This window comes from Halonatronomonas betaini (assembly GCF_015666175.1).
GTDB lineage: Bacteria > Bacillota > Halanaerobiia > Halanaerobiales > Halarsenatibacteraceae > Halonatronomonas > Halonatronomonas betaini.
Genome location: NZ_JADPIE010000008.1, coordinates 52,960 through 76,346 on the forward strand (window position 1 = coordinate 52,960; position 23,387 = coordinate 76,346).

Sequence of the window (23,387 nt, forward strand, 5' to 3'; positions counted from 1 at the left end):
AGGATAGATGAGTTTAGATGAGTAATTAAAAATTAAATTTAAGTATGGATAATAAAGCAGCAGGCAGAGGCCTGCTGCTAATTTAGTATATTATCACTTTAACTTGATCTTTAAGAACTTTTCTTCTTTAAGTCTTCTCTATTTTGAAGAAGCTGATCTTTATACTGGAGCTGATATAGATCGTGATAGATGCCTTCCTGGTCCAGCAATTCCTGGTGGTCTCCGATTTCTCTGATTCTACCCTTGTGGAGGACCACGATTCTATCAGCATGCTGGATAGTTGATAATCTGTGGGCAATCACAATGGTTGTTCTATTTTCAGTTAATTTATAGAGGGCATCCTGGATTAAGAGCTCAGTTTCAGTATCGATATTGGCAGTCGCTTCATCAAGGACCAGGATATCTGGGTCATAGGCCAGGGTTCTGGCAAAGGCGATTAGCTGTTTTTCACCTGCTGAAAAAGTGGAGCCCCGTTCAGTGACTTTATGTTTATAGCCATTTTTTAGTTTAGTAATAAATTTATCGGCATTGACATATTCTGCAGCTTCAACGATCTCCTCCTGAGAGATATCATCCCGGTGGAGGGTGATATTATCGGCAACAGTTCCAGTAAAGAGGAAGACTTCCTGGAGGACAACTCCAATATGTCTTCTTAACTCATGGCGGGGATACTTTCTTATATCGGTGCCATCTATTTTAATGCTTCCTTTCTGGATATCATAGAATCGGCTTAATAATTTAATGATTGAGGATTTACCTGCACCGGTAGCGCCAACTAGAGCTATTGTTTCACCTGGCTCAATCTCTAAATTAATATCTCTAAGCACCCATTCCTCTCCGTCATAGGAAAAGTCGACATCATCAAATTCAATCCGACCTTCCAGTCTATCCGGTAATTTTACAGGTTCAGCCGGTTCTGAAATATCCTCTTCAGTATCTAAAATTTTAAAGATTCGCTCTGAAGAAGCCATGGCCGACTGGAGAATATTATATTTTTCAGTCAGGTCATTAATCGGTTGGAAGAACCGTCTGATATAATCTGTAAAGGCATAGAGAATTCCAAATTCCAGAGCAGAGGTTACAACCCGACCACCTCCATACCAGATTAATATAGCCAGGGCCAGTGAATAGAGTAAGTCCATTGATGGCCTAAAGATTGCATAGACAAAGATATGGCGCATAGTTGCGTCGAAATATTCATTATTAATCTTTTTAAATTCATTGAGCTTTCTTTTTTGCTGATTAAAGAGCTGAATTATTTTCATGCCAGATATATTTTCTGAAATAGTAGAATTAATTCTGGCTAGCTTAACTCGAACCTTTCTATAAGCTTCCCTGGCATATTTTCTAAAAAAGGCTGCTACCACTATAACTAAAGGCAGGACAGCAAAGGTTGATAGGGCCAGCTGGGCATTTAATGAAAACATAATTATGATTATACCAAGGAGCATAAAGAGATCCTTAAAGAGATTGACAAGGACACCGGTATACATCTCATTTAAAGTTTCAGTATCATTGGTAACTCTGGTAACAAGTCTACCGACTGGATTATTATCAAAATATGATAGGGACATCTTCTGTAAATGGGTAAATACTTCATGGCGCATATTAAAGATTATTCGCTGACTGGTCTTATTTAAGATATAGACCTGGAGATAATTTAAAAAGAAGCCGACAATCATAATTGATAGTAGAAATAATGCAATTCCAGTTAATCCGGTATAATCCTGTTCTCTGAAATCACTGTATTCCTGGTCAGCTAATTGTGTAAGTCTTCTAGTCTGGCCGTTGAACTCTGCATAATAACCGGTTCCATCTTCTCCAACTTCAATATCTGAAGGTGTTCGATGAAAATCTTCCATGATAAATGACTGGCCATCATCTCTAATAATCTGCCAGCGTTCCAAATCAGGGTATTCAGTTTCCAGGAGCCTTTCCCGGACTAAATAATTGCCTCTGAATTCAACATATTCAACGTCTTCAGCCGGGGGCTCGTTCATAACTACCTGGGCATGGTTCATTACATTTATATGCTCATCTATTGCAACTCGGATTAGATAAGGCCGGGCCAGTTCAACACCGGTAACAAAGAGGAGCAGAATGATACAGAGCAATAATATTTTCCAGTATGGTTGAGCATACCGGAGTAAACGTTTCATTAATTTTGAATCATAGGCTTTTTCTATTTCTTCTTCTTTACGAAAATCTCGCATTTCTGCACCTCCTTACTGGTTTTCTAGTTTTTCTTCTAAAAGCTGTTTCTGGTAGAGATCGTAATAGAGACCTTCATTATTAAGGAGGCTCTCATGATCTCCTTCTTCTATAATCGTGCCATCATCTAAAACAAAGATTTTATCAGCATTTTTAATAGTTGAAATTCGGTGGGCTATTAAGATAGTTGTTCTTTCAGCCATTATATCTTCTAAATTATTTAAGATAGTTTCTTCGGTCCTGGTATCAACAGCTGAGAGACTATCATCCAGGATTAGAATATCAGGCCGTTTGATCAGAGCTCTGGCCAGGGCTACCCTTTGCTGCTGGCCCCCTGATAAAGTTACTCCCCGTTCTCCAAGAATAGTATCGAACCCTTCCGGGAAATCAATGATATTATCATAGACTGAAGCTTCTCTGGCAGCCTGTTTGATTAATTCAATATCTGTTTCTGGATTATGAAAGGCAATATTTTTACCGATAGTAGTTGAGAATAAAAAGTTATCCTGGGGCACAAAGGCTGTATTTTCTCGGATTGTCTCTAGAGGTACTTTATTGATATCATGGCCATCAAGATAAAGGCTTTCCCGGTCAGAATTGAATAACCTCAGGATTAATCTGGCAATCGTTGATTTACCAGAGCCGGTTCTACCAATAAAGGCAACTGTCTGTCCAGATTCAATCTTAAAGCTGATATCCTTTAAGATTGGTTCATCTTCATCTGGATAACTAAAGGTTAATTTATCAAACTCAATTTCGCCTTTAAGTTCATCTATCTTGTAATTGGTGTCAGGATAGTTATAAATATCAGGTTCTTCATCGAAAATACTATTTAAGCGTTCCAGTGAAGCTTTACCTCGCTGGATATGGTTAATAACAAAACCCAGGGCCATCATTGGCCAGGTTAACATTCCAAGATAACTGATAAAAGCAACAAAATCACCAAGAGAGATAGCTTCTTCAATAACCATCCGGCCTCCAAGCCAGATGACTATTAAAAAACTCATCCCTGAGAAGAACTGAACTAATGGGCGGAAAAGCCCCCAGCTTTTAACTAGATCAACATTTCGCTCATAATTATTTTGATTGCTTACCTGGAATCTTTCTATTTCTTTTTCTTCTCTGGCAAAGGCTTTAACAACTCTAATGCCTGAGAAATTTTCCTGGGCCTTATCACTGAGATTGGAGAAAGCCTCCTGGACTTTCTTGAATTTTTTATGGATTATCTGGCCAAATTTCAATGAAATTAATGTTATAAATGGTAGTGGGATTAAAGCAATTAGTGTTAACCTGATATCGATGGTAAAAATCAGGATTGAGACTGTTGCTATAGTCAGTAAGATTGCGTCTGCCAGCATTACAACACCAGGGCCTGTGGCCCGGCGAATCGCATTAATATCATTGGTAGCATGGGCCATCAGATCACCGGTTTTCTGCTGCTGGAAATAATTTGGTGATAATCTCTGAAAATGTTCATAGAGGTCATTGCGGAGATTTCTTTCAAGTCTCCTTGCAGTTCCATTAATATAGAGTCTCCAGAGAAAACGGAAAAAAGCAGTCCCTCCGGCAACCAGTACAATTAGCCCGGCATATCGAATTAATTCAGGGCTGCCAACTAAACCGGCCTGGAGGTTATCAGTGAAATCTCTCAATATCTGAGGGATAATTAACTGCAAGATATCGACTAGAGCTAGCCAGATGATGCCAAGCAGATAGCGCTTTTTATATCGGAGAAAAAAACCTTTAAAGGTGTAATCCTGCATAAAAATATCAGCCTTTCTTAAGATAAATTAGACTTAAAAAAATTATAATAAAGGAATTGCATTAAATTTATTATATTTATATACCCAATTATATAAATTAGAGATAAGTTGTTCAATACCTTCTTTTTATTGAGATAAATATTATCAAATTACAAATAAATTTTAAAATGCTATTTTAACTTCTATTTATTTTAATTATTTGCAGGAGTTTATTAATTAATCAAGAAAGTTATTTAGTAAGCAATAATTATTTGTAATAAAGAATATAACTTTAAAAATTGAAAGGAAGGAGGATTTTAAATGGAAGAAGGGTTCTGGTTTGCATTAGCATTAACCACATTTGCCGGTCTTTCAACAGGTTTAGGAGGCATTTTTGCCTTTTTTACAAAAAAGACTGATTTCAAATTCTTAGCCTCAGCTCTAAGTTTTTCTGCTGGAGTTATGATTTATATTTCTTTTGTTGAACTCTTTGATGAAGCCAGAGAGGAACTTATAGAATATTTTGGCGGTAATATGGGTCACTTTGTAACGGTTATTGCTTTTTTCGCAGGTATTGCAGTAATCTTGCTTATAGATAAACTTGTACCTGATCCTGATAACCCTCATCATGGCTGGAAAGAAGAGAATGTTGAGGCAATCGTAAATGAAAGTCCTGAAGATGCCAAAATGAGACTGGCAGAAGAGGAGAAACAGGAACTTCACAGGGTAGGAGTTATGTCAGCTTTAGCTATAGCAATCCATAACTTCCCTGAGGGGCTAGTAACCTTTGTGGCTGCTCTCCATGATCCGGCACTTGGAGTTTCAATTGCAATAGCAATTGCTCTCCATAATATTCCAGAAGGTGTTGCAGCTTCAATTCCGATCTATTATTCATCAGGTAGCCGTTTAAAGGCAATTGGTTATTCATTTACAGCAGGTTTAGCTGAGCCATTAGGTGCATTACTCGGTTATTTTGTATTTAGATCGTTTTTTGATGAACTGGTTTTTGGTCTTATTTTTGCTTTCGTTGCAGGTATTATGGTCTTTATCTCAGTCGATGAATTACTGCCTGCTTCAAAGAAATATGGGGAAGGTCATCGTGAGATCTATGCATTTATTTTAGGAATGTTAATTATGGCTTTAACACTGGTAGTTGTTTAATTAGATTGGTTTTTGGCATTTAACTAAAATAATAAATATAATTAAAGTACCGGCTGCCAGGAGACTGGCAGCCGGTCATAATTTTATTTGGCTTTAGAAAAATATTGGTCTATCTCAGTCATTAACTCAGAGATCGGTAAGTCCTGAGGACATTTATCTTCACAGACCAGGCAGGCGATACAGTTGTCAGCCTGGTTTTCCTCTTTGAGCTCGAAATATTTCTCAGACATCTCTTTATAATTATCATAGATATGGGCCTGGTTATAATAGTCGAAGACCCGGGGTATCCAGACTGATTCTGGACAGGGCATACAGTAATTACAACCGGTACAATCTACCGGGGCAATCTCTTTATAGATTCTGCCGGCTTTTTCTACTAGTTTTATTTCTTTTTTAGGGAGTGCATCTAGACCTGATTTAGAGGCAGTTTCGATATTTTCTTTTACTTCATAGAGTTTATTCATACCGCTAAGAACAATACCTACATCTTTTTGATCCCAGAGCCATTGAAGAGCCCTAGCAGCGGCAGAAATATTTTGCTCACTCTCTTCCCAGATATCTAAAATTTCCTGGGGAGGCTTTCTAGCTAAGAGACCGCCACGAAGTGGCTCCATTATAATAACTCCAAGTCCTTTATCTGCAGCATAATGCATACCTTCTTTGCCGGCCTGGTATTCAAGATCGATATAATTATACTGAATTTGACAGAAATCCCAGGCATCAGTATAATCAACTATCTCTTTAAATAATTTTAACTCATCATGGAAAGAAAATCCGATATATTTAACCTTGCCTTCTGCTTTCTTTTCTTTAAGCCACTTAACGATTTCAATCTTCTCCATATCATCCCAGCGGTCATAACTTAAAGCATGGAGCAAGAAGAAATCAATATAATCTGTCTGAAGATTATTAAGCTGTTTTTCAAGATATTCATCTGCATCTTCATGGGATTCTACCAGCCAGACAGGTAATTTGGTGGCTATATAAAGATCTTTTCGGCTTAGATCAGGACTATTTTTCCTGGTTTTTAAATCAGCCAGATAGTTGCCAACAAATTCTTCGCTATTACCGCCATGATAGGGCCAGGCTGTATCGATATAATTAACACCATTATTTAATGCATAATCCAGCATTTCTGTAGCTTTTCCTGCATCAATTATTTCATTATCATCATCAAGAGTTGGAAGACGCATAGCTCCAAAACCTAAGGCTGAAAGCTCTTCATTAATCTTTCCCATCTTTCTATAATGCATAAACTATACCTCCTCAACTGGTTTAAGTTTGGCTGTAAAATGTCTTAAAACTTCAGGTTCATATTCAAATTCCAGTCCGGTCAGTTCATCTTTATAATCCAGGATATTTATTAAACTATCGGCAACAACATCGAGATGATTATTTGTATAGACCCGACGTGGAATTGTTAATCTTAAAAGTTCTAATGGAGATTTTAGTTGTTCCCCGGTTTTTGGATCTCTACCTAATAATAATGATCCGATTTCAACACCCCGGACACCTGATTCCAGATAGAGAGCATTAGCCAGGGCCTGGGCTGGAAATTGGTCATAGGGTATATGGGGTAGCATTTTAGCTGCATCTACAAAGACAGCGTGGCCACCAGTCGGTTCCTGGATTGGTACTCCGCCTTTAAGGAGGCGATCTCCTAAATATTTAACCTGATTGATTCTATATTTTAAGTAATCATAATCAGTTCCTTCCTTTAATCCTCTGGCCAGGGCTTCCATATCTCGGCCAGATAGACCACCATAAGTGGGAAAACCTTCATAGGGTACCAGGCTGGATCTAACATTATTATAGAGTTCTTCATTATTCTTGATTCCGATTAAGCCACCCATATTAACTATAGCATCTTTTTTGGCACTCATAGTAAAACCATCACCATAGCTGAACATTTCAGAAACTATCTCTAAAATAGTTTTATCCTGATAACCGTCTTCCCGCTTTTTGATAAAGTAGGCATTTTCGGCAAATCTGGCAGCATCAAAGATAACTGGCAGATCATATTCCCTTGCAATTTTACTGGCTGCTTTAATATTGGCCATTGAGATTGGCTGACCCCCGGCACTATTACAGGTCACAGTAATTATTAAAAAGCCTATCTCTTCTTTGGAGTGGCTTGCTAGAAAATCTTCTAGAGCCTCAAGATCAAAATTTCCTTTAAAAGGGTGTTCTATCCCGGTTTTATAGGCTTCAGGGATTACTAAATTGACTGCATTACCTCCTGCCAGTTCGACATGGGCTTTAGTTGTATCAAAATGCATATTATTTAAGATATATTGATCCTCTTCAATTAAATGAGGGAAGAGGACTTTTTCGGCTCCCCGGCCCTGGTGAGCTGGTAGAATATATTCATAACCGAAAATTTCTTTTGCAGTTTTTTCTAGATTTCTAAAATTTCTACTGCCGGCATATGATTCATCACCTAACATTATACCGGCCCATTGATTGTCACTCATAGCGCCGGTGCCACTATCAGTTAGAAGATCTATATAGACCTGATCTGAATTTAATGAAAAGAGGTTGTAGCCTGCCCTCTTTAAAGCTTCTTCCCGTTCTGATTTTGGTATCTGTTTGATTTTTTCAACCATTTTAATCTTAAAGGGTTCTGCTTGATTTACCATTACTGTTAAGCCACCTCCATATTATTGTAAGAAAAATTAAACAATGCACCTTCATTATACTCTGCTTATCCCTAAAAAATCAAGAAGATTAGCTAAAAAAATTATTAATAATTTATTTGACAGTTTCAACTTATTTAGTTATACTGAAGTTGAATGTGAAAATAAATATTTATGGGGGGTTATTTTAAATGCCTAAGAAAATGCAGTCCATGGATGGTAATACTGCTGCAGCACATGTAGCCTATGCTTTTACAGATGTAGCAGCAATATATCCGATTACTCCATCATCTCCGATGGCCGAAATGGTAGATGAGTGGAGCGCCCATGGCAGAGAGAATATTTTTGGTCAGCAGGTTAAATTGACAGAAATGCAGTCTGAAGGTGGTGCAGCTGGAGCTGTTCACGGTTCACTTGCAACTGGTGCTCTAACAACAACTTTTACAGCTTCACAGGGACTTTTACTTATGTTACCGAATATTTATAAGATTGCCGGTGAATTATTACCAGGTGTTTTCCATGTAAGTGCTCGTTCAGTTGCAACACAGGCACTTTCAATCTTTGGAGATCACTCAGATGTAATGGCCTGTCGCCAGTCTGGAGCGGCTATGCTAGCTTCAGGAAGTGTGCAGGAAGTTATGGATTTAGCTGGAGTAGCTCATTTAGCAGCTATTGATTCCAACTTACCTTTTATCCACTTTTTTGACGGTTTTAGAACATCTCATGAGATTCAAAAGATTGAGGTTATGGAATATGACGAACTGGCACAGTTTGTCAATGAAGATGCTTTAGAGACTTTCAGAGATAAAGCACTTAATCCTGAAAATCCTGTAACTAAGGGTACTGCTCAGAACCCTGATATCTTCTTCCAGGCTAGAGAAGCCTGCAATAAGTTCTATGACAGAACACCAGATGTAGTTGCCGATTATATGGAAAAAATTAGTGAGCTAACTGGTAGAGAATATAAGCCATTTGTTTATCATGGTGCAGAAGATGCCGAGCATATTATTGTGGCAATGGGTTCAGTTACTGAAACAATTGAAGAGACTGTCGATTATTTAGTTGAACAGGGAGAAAAAGTTGGTCTAATTAAAGTTCATTTATATAGACCATTCTCCAGCAAATATTTCTTTGATGTTCTTCCAGAATCTGTTAAAAAGATTGCTGTTTTAGATAGAACTAAAGAACCTGGAGCAGTTGGAGAACCTCTATATGAAGATATCCGTTCATTATTCTATGACCGTGACCAGAGGCCGGTTGTAGTTGGCGGAAGATATGGTTTAAGTTCAAAAGAGACTAATCCATCCCATATTAATTCAGTCTTTAAAAATTTAAAGCAGGCTGAAGCTAAAGATGGATTTACCATTGGTATCGTTGATGATGTAACCTTTACATCATTGCCTGTCGAAGAAAAAATCAATACAACTCCAGAGAGCACAACTGCCTGTAAGTTCTGGGGCTTTGGATCTGATGGTACTGTTGGTGCTAATAAAAATGCTATTAAGATTATCGGTGATAATACTGATAAATATGCTCAGGGTTATTTCTCCTATGACTCTAAAAAGTCAGGAGGAGTTACTGTATCCCACTTAAGATTTAGTGATGAAAAGATTAAGTCAACTTATCTAATTGATAAGGCTGACTTTGTTGCCTGTCATAAAGAATCATATATCGGTCAGTTTGATATGGTAAGTGACCTAAAACCAGGCGGAACTTTTGTGCTAAATACAACCTGGTCAGAAGACGAGCTGGATGAGCGTCTGCCAGCTGATGTTAAAGCATATCTTGCAGATAATGATATTGATTTCCATATTATTAATGCTGTTGAGATTGCAGAAGAAGTCGGCCTTGGCCAGAGAATTAATATGGTTATGCAGACTGTCTTCTTTAAGCTAGCCGATATTATTCCAATAGATGATGCAATTGATTATTTAAAAGAAGCAATTGAAAAGACTTATGGTCATAAAGGTGAAAAGATCGTTGAAATGAATAATAAAGCGGTTGATAAAGCTCTTGATGCTCTAATTGACGTTGATGTGCCAGCTGAATGGTCATCTGCTGAGGCTAGTGAAGAGATTGAAGAAGATGGTGACAGACCGGAATTTGTAAAGAATGTACTTGATGTAGTTAATAAGCAGAAAGGTGATGATTTACCTGTAAGTACCTTTATGGGTAGAGAAGATGGCTCATTCCCACCAGGAATGTCCCAGTATGAAAAACGGGGAATTGCCGTTCATGTGCCTGACTGGATAGAAGATAATTGTATTCAATGTAACCAGTGTGCCTTTGTCTGTCCTCATGCAGTCATCAGGCCATTCCTTCTAGATGATGAAGAGTTAGAAAATGCTCCAGAAGGCATGGAAACACTTGATGCTATGGGTAAACAGCTTAAAGGCTTAAATTACAGAATCCAGGTCAGTCCTCTAGACTGTACTGGCTGTGGCGTCTGTGTTGAGACCTGTCCGGCACCTGAAAAAGCATTGAAGATGAAAGATTTCGATGAAATGGTAGAACAGGAAGCTGACAACTGGGATTATGTCAGTGAAAATGTAACTTATAAGAGCGGTTTAATGAAAGATGCTTCAATTAAAGGAAGTCAGTTCAATCAGCCACTCCTTGAGTTCCATGGAGCCTGTGCCGGTTGTGGCGAGACTGCTTATGCTAAGTTAGTTACCCAGTTATTTGGCGATAGAATGATTATAGCCAATGCTACTGGTTGTTCATCAATCTGGGGCGGTACAGCACCTACTCCAGTTTATACAACTAATGAAGCTGGCGAAGGTCCTGCCTGGGCTAACTCATTATTTGAAGATAATGCCGAATATGGTTTCGGTATGCATCTAGGTAATGAGCAGCTTAGAGACCGTCTTGTAAATCATGCTAAAGAAGCTATCGAAACAGGTGTATCATCTGAATTAGAAGAGCTTCTAAAAGAATGGATTGAGGTTAAAGATGATGGTCCAGCTTCCAAAGAGGTAGCTGATAAGATTAAGCCTCTACTTGATGAAGAAAGCGACAATGAAGCTGTTGCTAAAATTGCTAAGCTGAAGAAATATCTCACCAAGAAGTCCCAGTGGATCTTTGGTGGAGACGGCTGGGCTTATGATATTGGCTATGGCGGTTTAGATCATGTCGTTGCATCTGGTGAAGATGTAAATATTATGATCTTTGATACTGAGGTTTATTCAAATACCGGTGGTCAGTCTTCAAAAGCTACTCCTGTTTCAGCTGTTGCTAAGTTTGCAGCCTCTGGAAAGAGAACAGCCAAGAAAGACTTAGCTCAGATGTTAATGACCTATGGTAATGTCTATGTTGCCCAGGTCGCTATTGGTGCAGATATGAATCAGACTGTTAAGGCTATTAATGAAGCTGAAGCCTATGATGGGCCATCAGTTGTCATAGCTTATACCCCATGTATTGCTCATGGTTTAAAAGCAGGTATGAATCATTCTGTTAACCAGGAAGGAAAAGCTGTTGAGACCGGTTACTGGCATCTATTTAGATTCAATCCTGAATTAGAAGAAGAAGGAAAGAATCCATTTAGCGTGGACTCTAAAGAACCTACTGGAACTATGAAAGAGTACATGGAATCAGAGGTCCGTTTTGCATCATTGCAGCAGACTTTCCCTGAAGTGGCAGAAAAACTCTTCGAATTCGCTCAAAAGCAGGCTGATAAGAAATATAAGGCCTATAAGCGCCTTGAAAAAGCCTATGAGCCAGAAGATGATGAAGAATAAATTATAGATAAATGAATAATATTGAAAAGCTCTGGGGGCTGTTGCTCTCCAGAGCTTTTTATCTAAATATAAAGGAGTATCTTAAATGGAAATAGATATTAATATTAAAAAGTTATATCAACAGGTAGTTAAAGTAATGCTATTAATGATTGCAGCAGCTATCTTATTGATTAGAATTTTTGCAGATATGACTCCATTCCAGCTTTTATTTGCTGGTCGTTCAATTTATATTCAGCCTTTATTAGGAGTTGTTGGGTTGGTAGTATTAGCTATACCTGCCTTTCTGGCAATTAAATATAAGCCAGAATTAGTTGAAGATGGCCTGGAGGAGATATTGCCTATCTGTAAGTTATCTCTCCGGAAACTGGCTTTTATGAGCATTCTGGCCGGGATCAGTGAGGAGCTACTTTTCAGGGCTTTTATCCAGGAAATGGTAGGGATATGGCCTGCTTCAGTTGCCTTTATGCTGGCCCATTTTGGTTTCTGGTTCAGGCAGGAAAAGCTGGCTGATAAGGTTTTGTTTGGGATTTTTTATCTGCTGGCTGGAGTCTGGTTAGGGCTTATTTATCAGCAGGCCGGAATTATTGCAGCGGCAATAGCTCATGCTGGCTATGATTATATTTTATTCTGGTATTTTAAGAATTATTTTCTGCCGAGGAAATCAGAGACTTAAAGAGCTGCTGGAAACAGTGGTTGGACAGGCTTTTATCATCAACACCTGCTAAATCTTCAGGATGCCACTGGACTCCAACAAGAAAACGCTGATCTGAATCTTCTGCTTCAATTGCTTCAATAATGCCTTCATCAGAACGGGCTACAACTTTTAAGTTTTTGCCAGGCTTTTTTAATGCCTGGTGATGATAGGAGTTGACATAGAGGCTGTCAAGACAGCAGAGGATCTCTTCTAACTTGCTGCCAGATTCAATTATGATCTTATGATAGGCACAGCTCTCACCATCACTGGAAGTATGGAGCAGGCTATCATCATACTGGCTGTAGATATCCTGAAATAAAGAGCCTCCTAGAGCAACATTGATTAACTGCATTCCCCGGCAGATTCCCAGGACTGGAAGTTTCTTTTTATAGGCTTCAGTAAATAGTTTGAGCTCCCAGCTATCCCGATCAGGATCTATTTCACCGAGCTCATCTACTGGTTCTTCATTATAAAATTCCGGGGAGATATCCTGGCCTCCACTTAATAAAAGGCCATCGATTAATTCTAGATAATATTTTATATCCTGGGGTTGATTAACGATAGGAATCAGGAGAGGTATGCCTCCTGCTTCAACAATGGCTCTTACATAGTTACAGTTAATCGTTCCGTATTTAGAATTAGATTTATCTTTTTCCCGTCTAAAGAGTGTAACTCCAATGACTGGTTTATTCATTTTATTAACCTCCATCTTGATATGACTATTTTTATAGTATCAGAAATAGCTGATTTTATCTATTTAATTATATTTTTAATTTATTTTCTAGGGCCTTGCTTTTTTAGTCGGTATATGTTATTATACATATTGTTGGAGATATGCGCCCGTAGCTCAATTGGATAGAGCGACTGATTACGGATCAGTAGGCTGGGGATTCGAGTTCTCCCGGGCGCACCATTCTTTCTTATTCAAGCTTATTCAAATAGCAATGATTAGAACACCTTCCATTTTCCCGATGGGAGGTTTTTTTGTTTTTATAGAGATATCCAGGTCCCAGATGAGTCCCGTATTAAATATTTTGCTTTAATATTTTTATTTATAGTTGCTAGAATTAAGTTAGATGATATATATTAATAAGATGGGTACTGGGTTAGTACTGGGTTGGTACTGGGTTGGTACTGGGGAGGTACCGAGGAGATACCGGGGAGGTATTGGAGGAAAGGTATATGAGTTATTGTTATTTTGATTATATCTAGATATAATTTAAATAGGTGGTATCGATTAATATATTTATGGGGGTGTAAAAATGAGAGCTGAATTAATTGAGAAGAAAGGTATTTTAGTTATCTCTTTTTGCATTATTATGCTGGTGATGGCCGGGGCTTTTCAGTCAGTATCTGCTGGAGAGGATGTTGAATTACCAGAAGTTGAGTTTAGGGATTCTGAATTAGGTGAGTTGATCTTTTATCGGAGTTCAGTCAGGCAATTTGAGGATAGAGAAGTTGAGCTTGAAAAGGTAGCAGAGATTCTCTGGTCAACAATTGGAATTACAGTAGATGGTGTTACCGGGCCAACCAGAGCTGCCCCCTCAGCTGGAGCGACTGATCCGTTATCTATTTATCTGGTGGCAGGTCAGGTTGGAGGTTTAGAGCCAGGGGTTTATAGGTATTTATCTGAAGATGAGAGCCTGGAAATTGTTGCTGAGGGTGATAGATCTCAGGAGCTTGCTGCTGTAGCTTTAAATCAGCAGGCAATAGAGGCTGCCCCTTTCTCAATTGTGATTGCTGCTGATTATCAGAGGACAACAGGTCGATATGGCGAAAGGGGCAGGCGCTATGTTGAAATAGAGGCTGGTGCTGCAGCTCAGAATGCTAATTTGATGGCAGAAAATCTTGGGTTAAAAGGTGTCTGGATAGGAGCATTTCAGGATAGTCAGGTTCAGGAGGTTCTGGGTGGAATTGAGGAACCCTTAATAATTATGCCATTAGGATATCCTGGAAATAATTTTTCTCTATAACCTGATTATTGATTTAAGCTGATAAAATGTTCGATGCTCCGGTCGTATGTCTTTTCTGCTTCATCATTGAAATAACAGGCAGGTAACTGGCCCTTTTCTCTGTGATAATGGAGACATTCACAGCATAGGCCTTTTCTAGGACAGCTATAAGTACAGTTGCAGATTTCTTTGTTTTCTTCAATATTTTTGCATTCAGCCATTGTAACCCTCCTTTTAAGTAATATTTTCACATATTAATTTTATAAAATAATTGCTGGAATGTCCAATTTAATAATTAATTTCTGCATTAAATATTTGTTTTCTGCAGGATAAATCTTAAGAAGCAGGAATTATAATTAAGGAGATAAAAATATAATTCTAATCAGTTAAATTTTATCTGGATTGAGTTGATATTGGATTAGCGTTGATTTTTTGATTGTTAGGGTGGTTGTATGGAGGAAATAAATGATTCTTTATTAAAAAAGAATATGTCGTATTCGATTAAGGATGGGCTTTTTAGTAACGTGATGACGACTATCTTTGCTGGAGTTTATCTAACTGGATTTGCTCTGGAATTAGGATTATCCCAGTATCTGATTGGATTGCTGGCATCACTTCCTGCTGTGGCCAATCTGGCCCAGATATTTGGGCCAGTCTATATAAATAAGGCTGGCGGGGAAAAGAGAGCCTGTCTGATTAGTGCTGGCTTTTATAGGGTATTCTGGTTATTGATTGCTGGAGTTCCTCTCTATTTGTATTTAGGCCTTGCCAGGGAGCTTGCAATAGTTTTATTCTTTTTATTTCTGCTTCTGGCAAGCCTGGCAGCTGCCTTTAGTAATGTCTCCTGGATGGGCTGGATTTCGGCTATAATTCCGGCAAATTTAAGGGGAAAGTTTTTTGGCAGGCGGAATATGTATGCCGGGTTTTCGGCCATGGCTGCCGGTTTACTGGCAGGGCTCTGGATAGATTTCTGGGAAAATTTAATGCCTGGGAGGCCTCTGACAGGCTATTCAATATTATTTATTATAACTCTCTGCTCAGGGGTTATCTCCTGGATTATACTGGCTAAAATTTCTTCCGGGGTTGAACCTGAGGCTGAAAGGGCAGATCCCAGTACGCTTTTTGAAAATTTAAAGGTTCCGCTCCAGGATAATAATTTTCGGATGCTGATAATTTTTAGTATGGCCTGGGCCTTTGCTGTTGGCCTGGCCAGTCCCTTTTTCTCAGTATATATGATAGATACCCTGGAGCTGCCCTTTACATTGATTTCACTTTTTGGCCTGGCGGCAGCGGTGACAAATATTGTTGGGATGAAATACTGGGGACAGTTTGTTGACAGGATAGGAAGTAAATCTTTGCTCTATTTTTCTTCGATGGGAGCAGGATTGTTGCCTGTTGTCTGGATCTTTACTTCAGCTGAGAATTATAATCTGCTCTGGATAATTAATCTTCTAACCGGGGTTTTCTGGTCTGGTATTGGCCTGGCTACATCACTTTTATTGATGCAGCTTGCTAAAGAAAAATACCGGATTGCATATTATGGCTTATTTGCTGCCGGGACAGGCCTGGCGGCAGCTATTGCTCCGATAATTGGGGGGATAATAGCTGGATTAACCGTTGATTTAAATTTAACCAATAATTTTATTGAATTAGAAGGACTCCATTTTTTGTTTATTCTGGCAGTTATTTTGAGGGTTTTAAGTCTGGGGCTACTGGCCCAGGTAGAGGTTGAACGGCAGATGACGATTCAACAGATTCTGGATCAGAGTAGAGCAGTATTCCACCCCTTTAGATCGGCTCAACAGGTGGCTGGTTTAGGGTTTCAATCCCTTGAGAATGTTAACCTGGCTGTTTCAAAGGGTTTATTTCAATGGGAATCTCAGCTTGATATAGTATTTCGGAAAGGTCGATACCTCTGGTATAGAGCTGGTAAAAAGGCCAATAGGTTCGATCAGCAGCTGGAACTGATTATTGATAAAGCTGAAGAGACCCAGGGGATTATGATAAGCAGGCTCTTTAAATTAATTGATTGGCTTAACCGAGTTGGTGAAGAGGAGGAATAATAGATGTTTACAGAATTTTATCAGCAGTTGACAGATTACTGGTTTTCTTTTATGAACTATCTTCCGACTTTATTTACCGGGCTGGCGATATTTTTAGTTGGCTGGCTGGTTGCTCTTTTTGTAAGAAAGCTAGTAAAGTTAGGTATAAGGGTGGCTGGAATAGATATTGCCTTTAACCGGATCTGGTATGGAAAATTAAATGCTAAGGAGAGACAGTTAAGGGAAAGGGGCTGGAAGCCGTCTCAACTTATTGGCCAGGCAATATACTGGCTAATAATTGTTACAGCTTTAATGTTATCGGCCAATACTCTGGGCTTAACAGCTGCTTATAACCTTTTGGAGAATTTCCTTTCTTTTATACCCCAGATTTTAGTTTCTATAGTAATTCTCTCATTAGGTATTTATATTGCCAGGAGATCAGCCAGGTTGAGCGAAAAGTTTACATTGTCAATTGGTGTTCAACATAGCCATGAGATAGCTGTTTTTATTAAAATTATTATAATTATTATAACTTTGCTGGCAATTATTGATTATCTAAATGTTGTCCCCTTTATTTCACTGGCTGGTTTTTTAATTATTGGTGGTAGTATTCTGGTATCTCTTTTTGTAATTGTTTTAATCTGCGGAAGGCCATTGATTTCAGCCTATATTGCCAGGCATTCTTTAAGGTCTTATCTTCACCCAGGTATGTTAATAAAATTTGAAGATAAAAGGGGCAGGATAAGAACTATTAAAACTTTTGTGACAGTTATTGAGACTGCTGATGAAACTATCTATTATCCCAATCATCAACTTGCAGCTATTACGATTAAAAAGTTGAAAGACGAAGAGGATCTAAGTGATAGATAAACAGCTTTATTAAAATTATTGCTACTTTTGTTTTGATTTTAGCGAAGATATTTGTTGATTGACTTGATTTGGTTGTTATAATATAATTAAAACAGAATGTAATTTGTTAAGGAATTAGACTATCTAAAAAATAAAGGAGTGGTAGTAATGAGATTTAAAAGATCAATTAAATTTGTTTTTGTTTCTGCTCTGATTTTTACCTTTGTTTTTGCAGGTGCAGCTAATGCTGAAGAGGATATGGTTCCTGGACAGAATAATGTTATAGCTGATATTGCCAGTGAAGTTGGAGATAGTGTTGTTATGATTTCGACTGAGCGCGAGGTGCCAATGGATAGGAGTCATCCATTTTATGATGATCCTTTCTTTAGGTATTTCTTCCCTGATAGATTTCCAGAGGATCCAGAGGATAATGATGAACCTGAAATTAGAGAGGGATTTGGTTCTGGATTTATTGTAACTGAAGATGGCTATATTGTTACAAACCAGCATGTTATTGAGGGTTCAGATAGAATTTATGTTACAATGAAGAATCATGATGAGCCCTTTGAAGCAGAAGTTCTCTGGGCTGATCAGGGGCTTGATCTAGCTATAATCCAGGTCGATGCTGATATTGATTTTAACCCTATTCCACTGGCTGATTCTGATGAAATTCGCCAGGGTGAATGGGCAATAGCTATCGGTAATCCTTATGGATTTGACCATACTGTTACTACCGGGGTTGTCAGTGCTCTCGGCCGTCCGATTCAGGTACCAACCCAGGACGGTATCAGGAATTATAGGAATTTAATTCAGACTGATGCGGCTATTAATCCTGGAAATAGTGGCGGTCCTTTGCTTAATATTGATGGTGAAGTGATTGGTATTAATACTGCTGTTGCAACTAGAGCTCAGGGTATAGGTTTTGCTATTCCGGTAAATGAAGTTAAGTTTGCTATTGAAGACCTTGAGGAATATGGCGTTGTTCAGAGACCATGGTTAGGTGTTTATTATAGAGATGTAACTCAGGAGATTCAGAATCATCTTAATTTAGATTCCAGGGAAGGTGTTATTGTTCTTGATGTTGTTAGAAATAGTCCGGCTGAGGAAGCAGGAATCCAGCCTTATGATGTTATTCTGGAAATAGATCAGGAAAAAATTGAAGATATGAATGATCTTGCCAGAATAATTGGTGAAAAAGAAGTTGGAGAGGAAATTATGATCCGAGTTAGAAGAGAAGGTCAGACTGAGCTGATTTTTGCAGAGATAGGTCAGCGGGATATGGATTATTAAGTGTAATTGAAATCAGGATTTGATTATAAATTTCATGCCACCGGGTTTAAATCCGGTGGCTTATATCTTATTGGGGGTATTTGATGAAATCTATAGAAAAGGTTGATTTTAATCGTCTAACTGAAGATAGGGAATATAGAAAGTCGCCAGAGGCCTGGGAAGAACAGGTTCTTTATTTTTTAGTTGTAGATAGGTTTGCTGCTGATAATGAATATCCTCTTTATGACCTGGAAAAAGATTATGAGAATGCTCTTGAGACTGAGGAGAAAGAAAAGAGCTGGCTTGAAGCAAGTTATAGCTGGAATGGAGGTAATCTTCAGGGGTTAATTAATAAACTTGATTATTTAAAGGAGCTAGGAGTAACTGCTATCTGGGTTAGCCCGATCTTTAAACAGCCTGCCTTTTCTGAAAGTTATCATGGATATGGTATTCAAAACTTTCTAGAGATAGACCCTCACTTTGGAAACAGAGAGGATCTTAAAAAGCTTGTAAATGAAGCCCATGCCAGAGATATTTATGTTATTTTAGATGTGATAGTAAATCATAGTGGCGATGTTTTTGCTTATAAAGGAGAGCCTCCAGCCTATGAAGATAAGGTCCATGAGGTGAAAGGTTTTCGGAATAAAGCTGGTGAACCTGATATTGACCCTGAAAGTCCAGATAAAGATCTGGCCTGGCCTGATGGCGGTATCTGGCCGGAAGAGCTTTTTAATCTGCAAAGTTTTAGTCGTAAGGGATATATTACAGATTGGGATAAGCTCCCTGAATATATAGAAGGTGACTTCTTTTCATTAAAGAATATTGATACCGGTCATGGTGAACTTAATGATTTTAGAGCTTCAGATGCTTTAAAAGTAATTACTGACTGCTATAAATACTGGATTGCTTATGCTGATATTGATGGGTTCAGACTTGATACTGTTAAGCATATGTATCCTGGAGCTACCAGGTATTTTGTAACTGAGATTAAAGAATTTGCATATACCCTGGGCAAGAAGAATTTTTATATAATTGGTGAAATTACCGGGGGTATGGAGTTTGCCAAGAATTTAATGGAGCAGACTGGCTTAAGTGCGGCTCTTGGGATTAATGAGATTCCTAAAAATTTAGAGGAGGTTGCTAAAGGATATCGAAAAGCCAGTGATTATTTTTCAATCTTTACTAATTTTGATCTTGCAGAAGAGGATAAGCATAAATGGTGCCAGAATAATGTTATAAGTATGTTTGATGATCATGATATGGTTTATCAGGAAACTCATAAGGAGAGATTTGCTGCTGATAAAAAAACTGCCAGTTTACTTGAAAATGCAATCTTTTTAAATCTTTTTACTGCAGGCATTCCCTGTATGTATTATGGTACTGAGCAGGCCTTTGATGGTCATGGAGATGATGCTCATTATGTAAGGGAAGCGATGTTTGGTGGAGATTTTGGTGCTTTTAGGACCCAGGATAGAAGTTTTTTTAATCAGGAACATCCTGTTTATAGGACTATGAGTACACTGGCCAGGCTAAGAAGAGAGCATACTGAATTAATGAAGGGCCGTCAATATTTAAGAGAGATATCCTGCAGGGAAGAGGATTTTCATTATCCAGATTGTGATGAAGGCAGATGTAAGGAGGTTATTGGCTGGTCAAGAATATTTAGTCAGAATGAATATCTGCTAGCAATAAATTGTAATCTTAAAGAGGATATAACTGTCAGGATAATGATTGATAGTGATCTTCAGGATCCTGGAGAAGAGTTTATCTGTATTTATTCATCCAGGAATGAGTTTATTGATACCACTTCAAAGGTTCAGGAGCTTGATCCAGAAAATTATTTCTTAGAAGTGACTGTTCCAGTTGCCGGGCAGGTTATTTATAAAAAGAATAGTTAAAAGGATTTAATAATCACAAGAAAAATGGTATAATTTAATTGTCTGAATTTTATTGTGGAGTTAGTTTTTAAAATATTTTCAAAAAAGGAGTAAAATCATGAATGAAAAAATTGCAATTGTAACAGATAGTACTTCAGATTTAAAGAAAGAAGACCTTGATAAGTATGGGATCAGGTCATTGCCATTAAAAGTTATTTATAAAGATAGGCAGTATCATGATCGAGTTGATATTACTCCTTCAGAGGTTTATGAAAGTATGAAAGAAGAAATACCAACGACATCAATGCCTTCTCCTCAGGAGATAGAAGATCTCTATACTGAGCTGAAAAATGACGGTTATACCCATATAATTTCAATTCATATTTCCAGTGGTCTTTCTGCTACTTATAGTAATTGCAGGATGGTTGCAGATCAGATGGAAGATATTGAGGTTAAAGTCATTGATTCAAAAATGCTCTCTATGGGCCTGGGGCGATTAGTTCTCTATGCTAAAGACCTGGTTGCTGCTGAAAAATATAGTTTTGATGAGATTGTTGAAAGGGTTGAAGCTAAAAGGGAGAAAATTGATATATTCTTTGTTGTTGAGACATTAAAATATCTTAAAAAAGGTGGTAGAATTGGTAAGGTCTCAGGTACAATCGGTGAGTTATTGAATGTTAAACCAATTATATCAATTGATGAAGATGGGGAGTATTATACATTTACTAAAGTCCGGGGACGGAAAAAATCATTGAAGAAAATGTATTCAATCTTAAAGAATAGGTTAGAAGATGGTAAAGAATATTGCCTTGATATTATGAATGCGGCAGCGCCTGATGAGGCTCAGGAACTTTTAGATAAATTTAAAGATGTATCTGCTATAAAAGAGATCTTTTTAGGAGAGATCAGTCCGGTAATGGTGGTACATGCAGGTCCAGGCCTGCTGGGGCTTGCAATAACAGAGCTTGATGAATAATAAGATTAGGATATAGCCCATTTAATTATGGGCTATTTTTTTTATAATATTAAATACGAGAGGATTACTGCAACCAAAATAGATGGCAGCATGTTTCCAACTTTAATTTTTGCAACTTCTAGAATGTTTAGACCTATGCCAACAATTAATAAGCCTCCAGTTGCTGTTAATTGACTGATAACTGCTGGTGTTAAAATTAACTCAACCTGAGATGCAAATAAAGTTATTGCCCCCTGATAAATTAATACAGGGATAGCTGAAAACATAACTCCAATGCCTGCAGTTGAAGCAAAGGCAATGGCTGTTGTTCCATCCAATAAGGATTTAGTAAAAAGCAGAGAAGCGTCTCCCTGGATGCCCTCCTGGATAGCTCCCATAATTGCCATAGCGCCAACACAGTAAATAAGGCTGGCCTGAACAAAACCCTGAACAAAAAGTTCATTTTTACTTTCAAATTTACCTTTAATCTTCTCACCAAATTCTTCTAAATGTTTTTCTATTTTTAATAATTCTCCACAGATTCCACCAATAACCAGGCTAAATATTACTATTAATAATTCATTTGAACCTTCTATTGATAGTGCCATCTCTAAGCCGATAATAATGACAGCAAGGGAGATGCCCTGCATTACTATTTTTTGAATATTATCTGTAAAGCGCCCTCTAAAAAGGACACCGAAAAAACTTCCAACAATTATTGCCAGTACATTGACAAATGTTCCAGTCATTGTAATTCCCCCATAGTTTATAAAAGTCTATTTCTTTAAATAATGAATTTTGTCTACTTCATATTAGTATATAATCTTTAACAGAATGAAGCAAGTATTTTCCATATTAATAGTCGTTATTTAATGTTATAATATTTATAGGAGGGGTTATCATGATATTTCAAGTTATACTTTTCTTTATAATTTTTGCATTATTTCAGTATATTGTCAAATCAAAAAATATCTGGGGGTTAGGCAATTACTATAATAGTCAGAAAGAGGTTGTTATTTCTTCAGTTTTAACGTCTTTCCTGGCAACTTTAATTTATTTTTTGCTTTCTTATTATTTATTTTAAATTTAATTAGATTGCAGGTGAATTGCAAAAAGTTTTTATTGCTAATTTATAAATTAAGCTATATAATTAAATTAAATTTAATGAAAACAATTTCATTTAAAAAAGAGGGTTTGCATGGATAATGTCGAATATTGTTAGGGTAAGAAATATAAAAAAATATGAGGAGGAATTTATGATGAAGCGTTTGATAGGTTTAACACTGGTTTTACTTTTAGCTTTTGGCATCATGGCGACTTCTGTTTCTGCTGATGTCTGGCCTACTAGAGATGTTAGGTACGTGGTTCCCTATGATCCCGGTGGATTGAGTGATATTACAGCCCGTCTAATTGAAAGAGTTGTTAGAGAAGAGGATATGCTTGATGTTGCTTTTACTGTTACTAATATTGCTGGTGCAAGTGCCGGTAATGCAATGGTGGAAGTAAGGGATGCAGATCCAGATGGATCAATGCTTTTACATCACCATACATCTTTTATTACCCACAGGGCATTTGGTGTTAGAGACTGGAGTTATGAAGCCTTTACACCTATAGCTATGTTATTTGAAGTTCCACAGGCTGCTTTTGCATTACCTGGGAAATATGAAAATTTTGAGGAATGGGTTCAGTATGTTCGCGAGCATCCAGGAGAGACAACTTTTGCAGGTAGCTCTTTAGGTGGTGGAACTCACTTAATGGGTGAAATGTTATTAGATGCTGCTGGTATTAGAGATGATCTTCGTTATGTTGCCCATGGTGGTGGCGGTGCAATGACTGCTGCTATGTATGCTGAAGAAGATAAGATGGCTTTAACTCAGCTACCAACAGTTATGCCTGAGCATAAATCTGGAGATTTTGAGATTTTAGCTGTATCATCAGCTGAAAGAATTCCATCTCTTCCTGATGTACCAACTTTTGCAGAATTAGGTTATGAAGTTCCTATGAATACAAGTCATAGAATGGGTGTCTGGGGTCCTCCAGGAATGGATCAGGGAATAGTTGATGAGATTGCAGCCTTCTTTGAAAGAGTTATGACAAGTGAACGCTTCCAGGAATTAGCTGCTGATAATGGTTTATTCGTTAATTTCCAGGATGGAGCAACTCTACTTGAGTATTTCGAAAATGATGAAGTAATAATTTATGAACTTTTAGAAGAGTTCGATCTATTAGAATAAGTCAGAAATTAATATTATATAGAGGAGG

Annotated in this window: 18 protein-coding genes and 1 tRNA gene; 12 read left to right on the top strand and 7 right to left on the bottom strand. The window is 37.8% G+C overall.

Annotated elements, in window-relative coordinates; translation table 11 throughout:
• Positions 1-110 precede the first annotated feature (110 nt).
• A complete protein-coding gene (locus tag I0Q91_RS12680; protein ID WP_270454988.1) occupies positions 111-2,213 on the bottom strand; it encodes an ABC transporter ATP-binding protein in 2,103 nt (700 codons plus the stop codon).
• A 12-nt stretch (positions 2,214-2,225) separates the two neighbouring features.
• Complete coding sequence (locus tag I0Q91_RS12685; protein ID WP_270454989.1) at positions 2,226-3,974, bottom strand: ABC transporter ATP-binding protein; 1,749 nt, start codon at positions 3,972-3,974, stop codon at positions 2,226-2,228.
• A gap of 300 nt (positions 3,975-4,274) precedes the next feature.
• Here I0Q91_RS12685 and zupT point away from each other — a divergent pair, with 300 nt between their 5' ends.
• A complete protein-coding gene (gene zupT, locus I0Q91_RS12690; RefSeq protein ID WP_270454990.1) occupies positions 4,275-5,114 on the top strand; it encodes a zinc transporter ZupT in 840 nt (279 codons plus the stop codon).
• Between the two features lie 83 nt (positions 5,115-5,197).
• Here zupT and I0Q91_RS12695 read toward each other — a convergent pair whose 3' ends face one another.
• Both I0Q91_RS12695 and I0Q91_RS12700 read right to left on the bottom strand, forming a co-directional pair.
• Positions 5,198-6,367 carry an aldo/keto reductase gene (locus tag I0Q91_RS12695; protein WP_270454991.1) on the bottom strand — a complete coding sequence of 390 codons (1,170 nt, stop codon included), beginning with the start codon at positions 6,365-6,367 and terminating at the stop codon, positions 5,198-5,200.
• A 3-nt stretch (positions 6,368-6,370) separates the two neighbouring features.
• Positions 6,371-7,753, bottom strand: a complete 1,383-nt coding sequence (locus I0Q91_RS12700) for a tryptophanase (RefSeq protein ID WP_270454992.1) — start codon at positions 7,751-7,753, stop codon at positions 6,371-6,373.
• Between the two features lie 188 nt (positions 7,754-7,941).
• On the opposite strand from I0Q91_RS12700, the gene nifJ reads away from it, so the two are divergent.
• On the top strand, positions 7,942-11,487 hold the full coding sequence (gene nifJ, locus I0Q91_RS12705; RefSeq protein WP_270454993.1) for a pyruvate:ferredoxin (flavodoxin) oxidoreductase: 3,546 nt from the start codon (positions 7,942-7,944) through the stop codon (positions 11,485-11,487).
• Positions 11,488-11,572: 85 nt separating this feature from the next.
• On the top strand, positions 11,573-12,160 hold the full coding sequence (locus I0Q91_RS12710; RefSeq protein ID WP_270454994.1) for a CPBP family intramembrane glutamic endopeptidase: 588 nt from the start codon (positions 11,573-11,575) through the stop codon (positions 12,158-12,160).
• On the opposite strand, the gene I0Q91_RS12715 is transcribed toward I0Q91_RS12710, so the two are convergent.
• Positions 12,123-12,875, bottom strand: coding sequence for a gamma-glutamyl-gamma-aminobutyrate hydrolase family protein (locus I0Q91_RS12715; RefSeq protein WP_270454995.1), 753 nt, complete (start codon positions 12,873-12,875; stop codon positions 12,123-12,125). The genes I0Q91_RS12710 and I0Q91_RS12715 overlap by 38 nt on opposite strands.
• 142 nt (positions 12,876-13,017) lie before the next feature.
• On the opposite strand from I0Q91_RS12715, the gene I0Q91_RS12720 reads away from it, so the two are divergent.
• Positions 13,018-13,094, top strand: a tRNA-Arg gene (locus I0Q91_RS12720).
• A gap of 349 nt (positions 13,095-13,443) precedes the next feature.
• Positions 13,444-14,154: a SagB/ThcOx family dehydrogenase gene (locus I0Q91_RS12725; RefSeq protein ID WP_270454996.1), complete on the top strand. Its 711-nt coding sequence runs from the start codon at positions 13,444-13,446 to the stop codon at positions 14,152-14,154.
• 5 nt (positions 14,155-14,159) lie between these two features.
• On the opposite strand, the gene I0Q91_RS12730 is transcribed toward I0Q91_RS12725, so the two are convergent.
• On the bottom strand, positions 14,160-14,354 hold the full coding sequence (locus I0Q91_RS12730; protein WP_270454997.1) for a DUF6485 family protein: 195 nt from the start codon (positions 14,352-14,354) through the stop codon (positions 14,160-14,162).
• A gap of 231 nt (positions 14,355-14,585) precedes the next feature.
• On the opposite strand from I0Q91_RS12730, the gene I0Q91_RS12735 reads away from it, so the two are divergent.
• The 5 genes from I0Q91_RS12735 (at position 14,586) to I0Q91_RS12755 (ending at position 21,146) form a co-directional block, all read left to right on the top strand.
• On the top strand, positions 14,586-16,196 hold the full coding sequence (locus tag I0Q91_RS12735) for an MFS transporter (protein ID WP_270454998.1): 1,611 nt from the start codon (positions 14,586-14,588) through the stop codon (positions 16,194-16,196).
• A gap of 3 nt (positions 16,197-16,199) precedes the next feature.
• Complete coding sequence (locus I0Q91_RS12740) at positions 16,200-17,045, top strand: mechanosensitive ion channel family protein (protein ID WP_270454999.1); 846 nt, start codon at positions 16,200-16,202, stop codon at positions 17,043-17,045.
• Positions 17,046-17,192: 147 nt separating this feature from the next.
• On the top strand, positions 17,193-18,314 hold the full coding sequence (locus tag I0Q91_RS12745) for a S1C family serine protease (protein WP_270455000.1): 1,122 nt from the start codon (positions 17,193-17,195) through the stop codon (positions 18,312-18,314).
• 83 nt (positions 18,315-18,397) lie between these two features.
• On the top strand, positions 18,398-20,191 hold the full coding sequence (locus tag I0Q91_RS12750) for an alpha-amylase family glycosyl hydrolase (RefSeq protein ID WP_270455001.1): 1,794 nt from the start codon (positions 18,398-18,400) through the stop codon (positions 20,189-20,191).
• Positions 20,192-20,288: 97 nt separating this feature from the next.
• Positions 20,289-21,146: a DegV family protein gene (locus tag I0Q91_RS12755; RefSeq protein WP_270455002.1), complete on the top strand. Its 858-nt coding sequence runs from the start codon at positions 20,289-20,291 to the stop codon at positions 21,144-21,146.
• 41 nt (positions 21,147-21,187) lie between these two features.
• Here the strand turns inward: I0Q91_RS12755 and I0Q91_RS12760 are convergent, their stop codons facing one another.
• Entirely contained in the window at positions 21,188-21,874 is a 687-nt protein-coding gene (locus I0Q91_RS12760; RefSeq protein WP_270455003.1) for a DUF554 domain-containing protein, read from the bottom strand.
• A gap of 152 nt (positions 21,875-22,026) precedes the next feature.
• On the opposite strand from I0Q91_RS12760, the gene I0Q91_RS12765 reads away from it, so the two are divergent.
• On the top strand, positions 22,027-22,209 hold the full coding sequence (locus tag I0Q91_RS12765; RefSeq protein WP_270455004.1) for a hypothetical protein: 183 nt from the start codon (positions 22,027-22,029) through the stop codon (positions 22,207-22,209).
• 175 nt (positions 22,210-22,384) lie between these two features.
• Positions 22,385-23,359 carry a Bug family tripartite tricarboxylate transporter substrate binding protein gene (locus tag I0Q91_RS12770; protein WP_270455005.1) on the top strand — a complete coding sequence of 325 codons (975 nt, stop codon included), beginning with the start codon at positions 22,385-22,387 and terminating at the stop codon, positions 23,357-23,359.
• Positions 23,360-23,387: the final 28 nt, after the last annotated feature.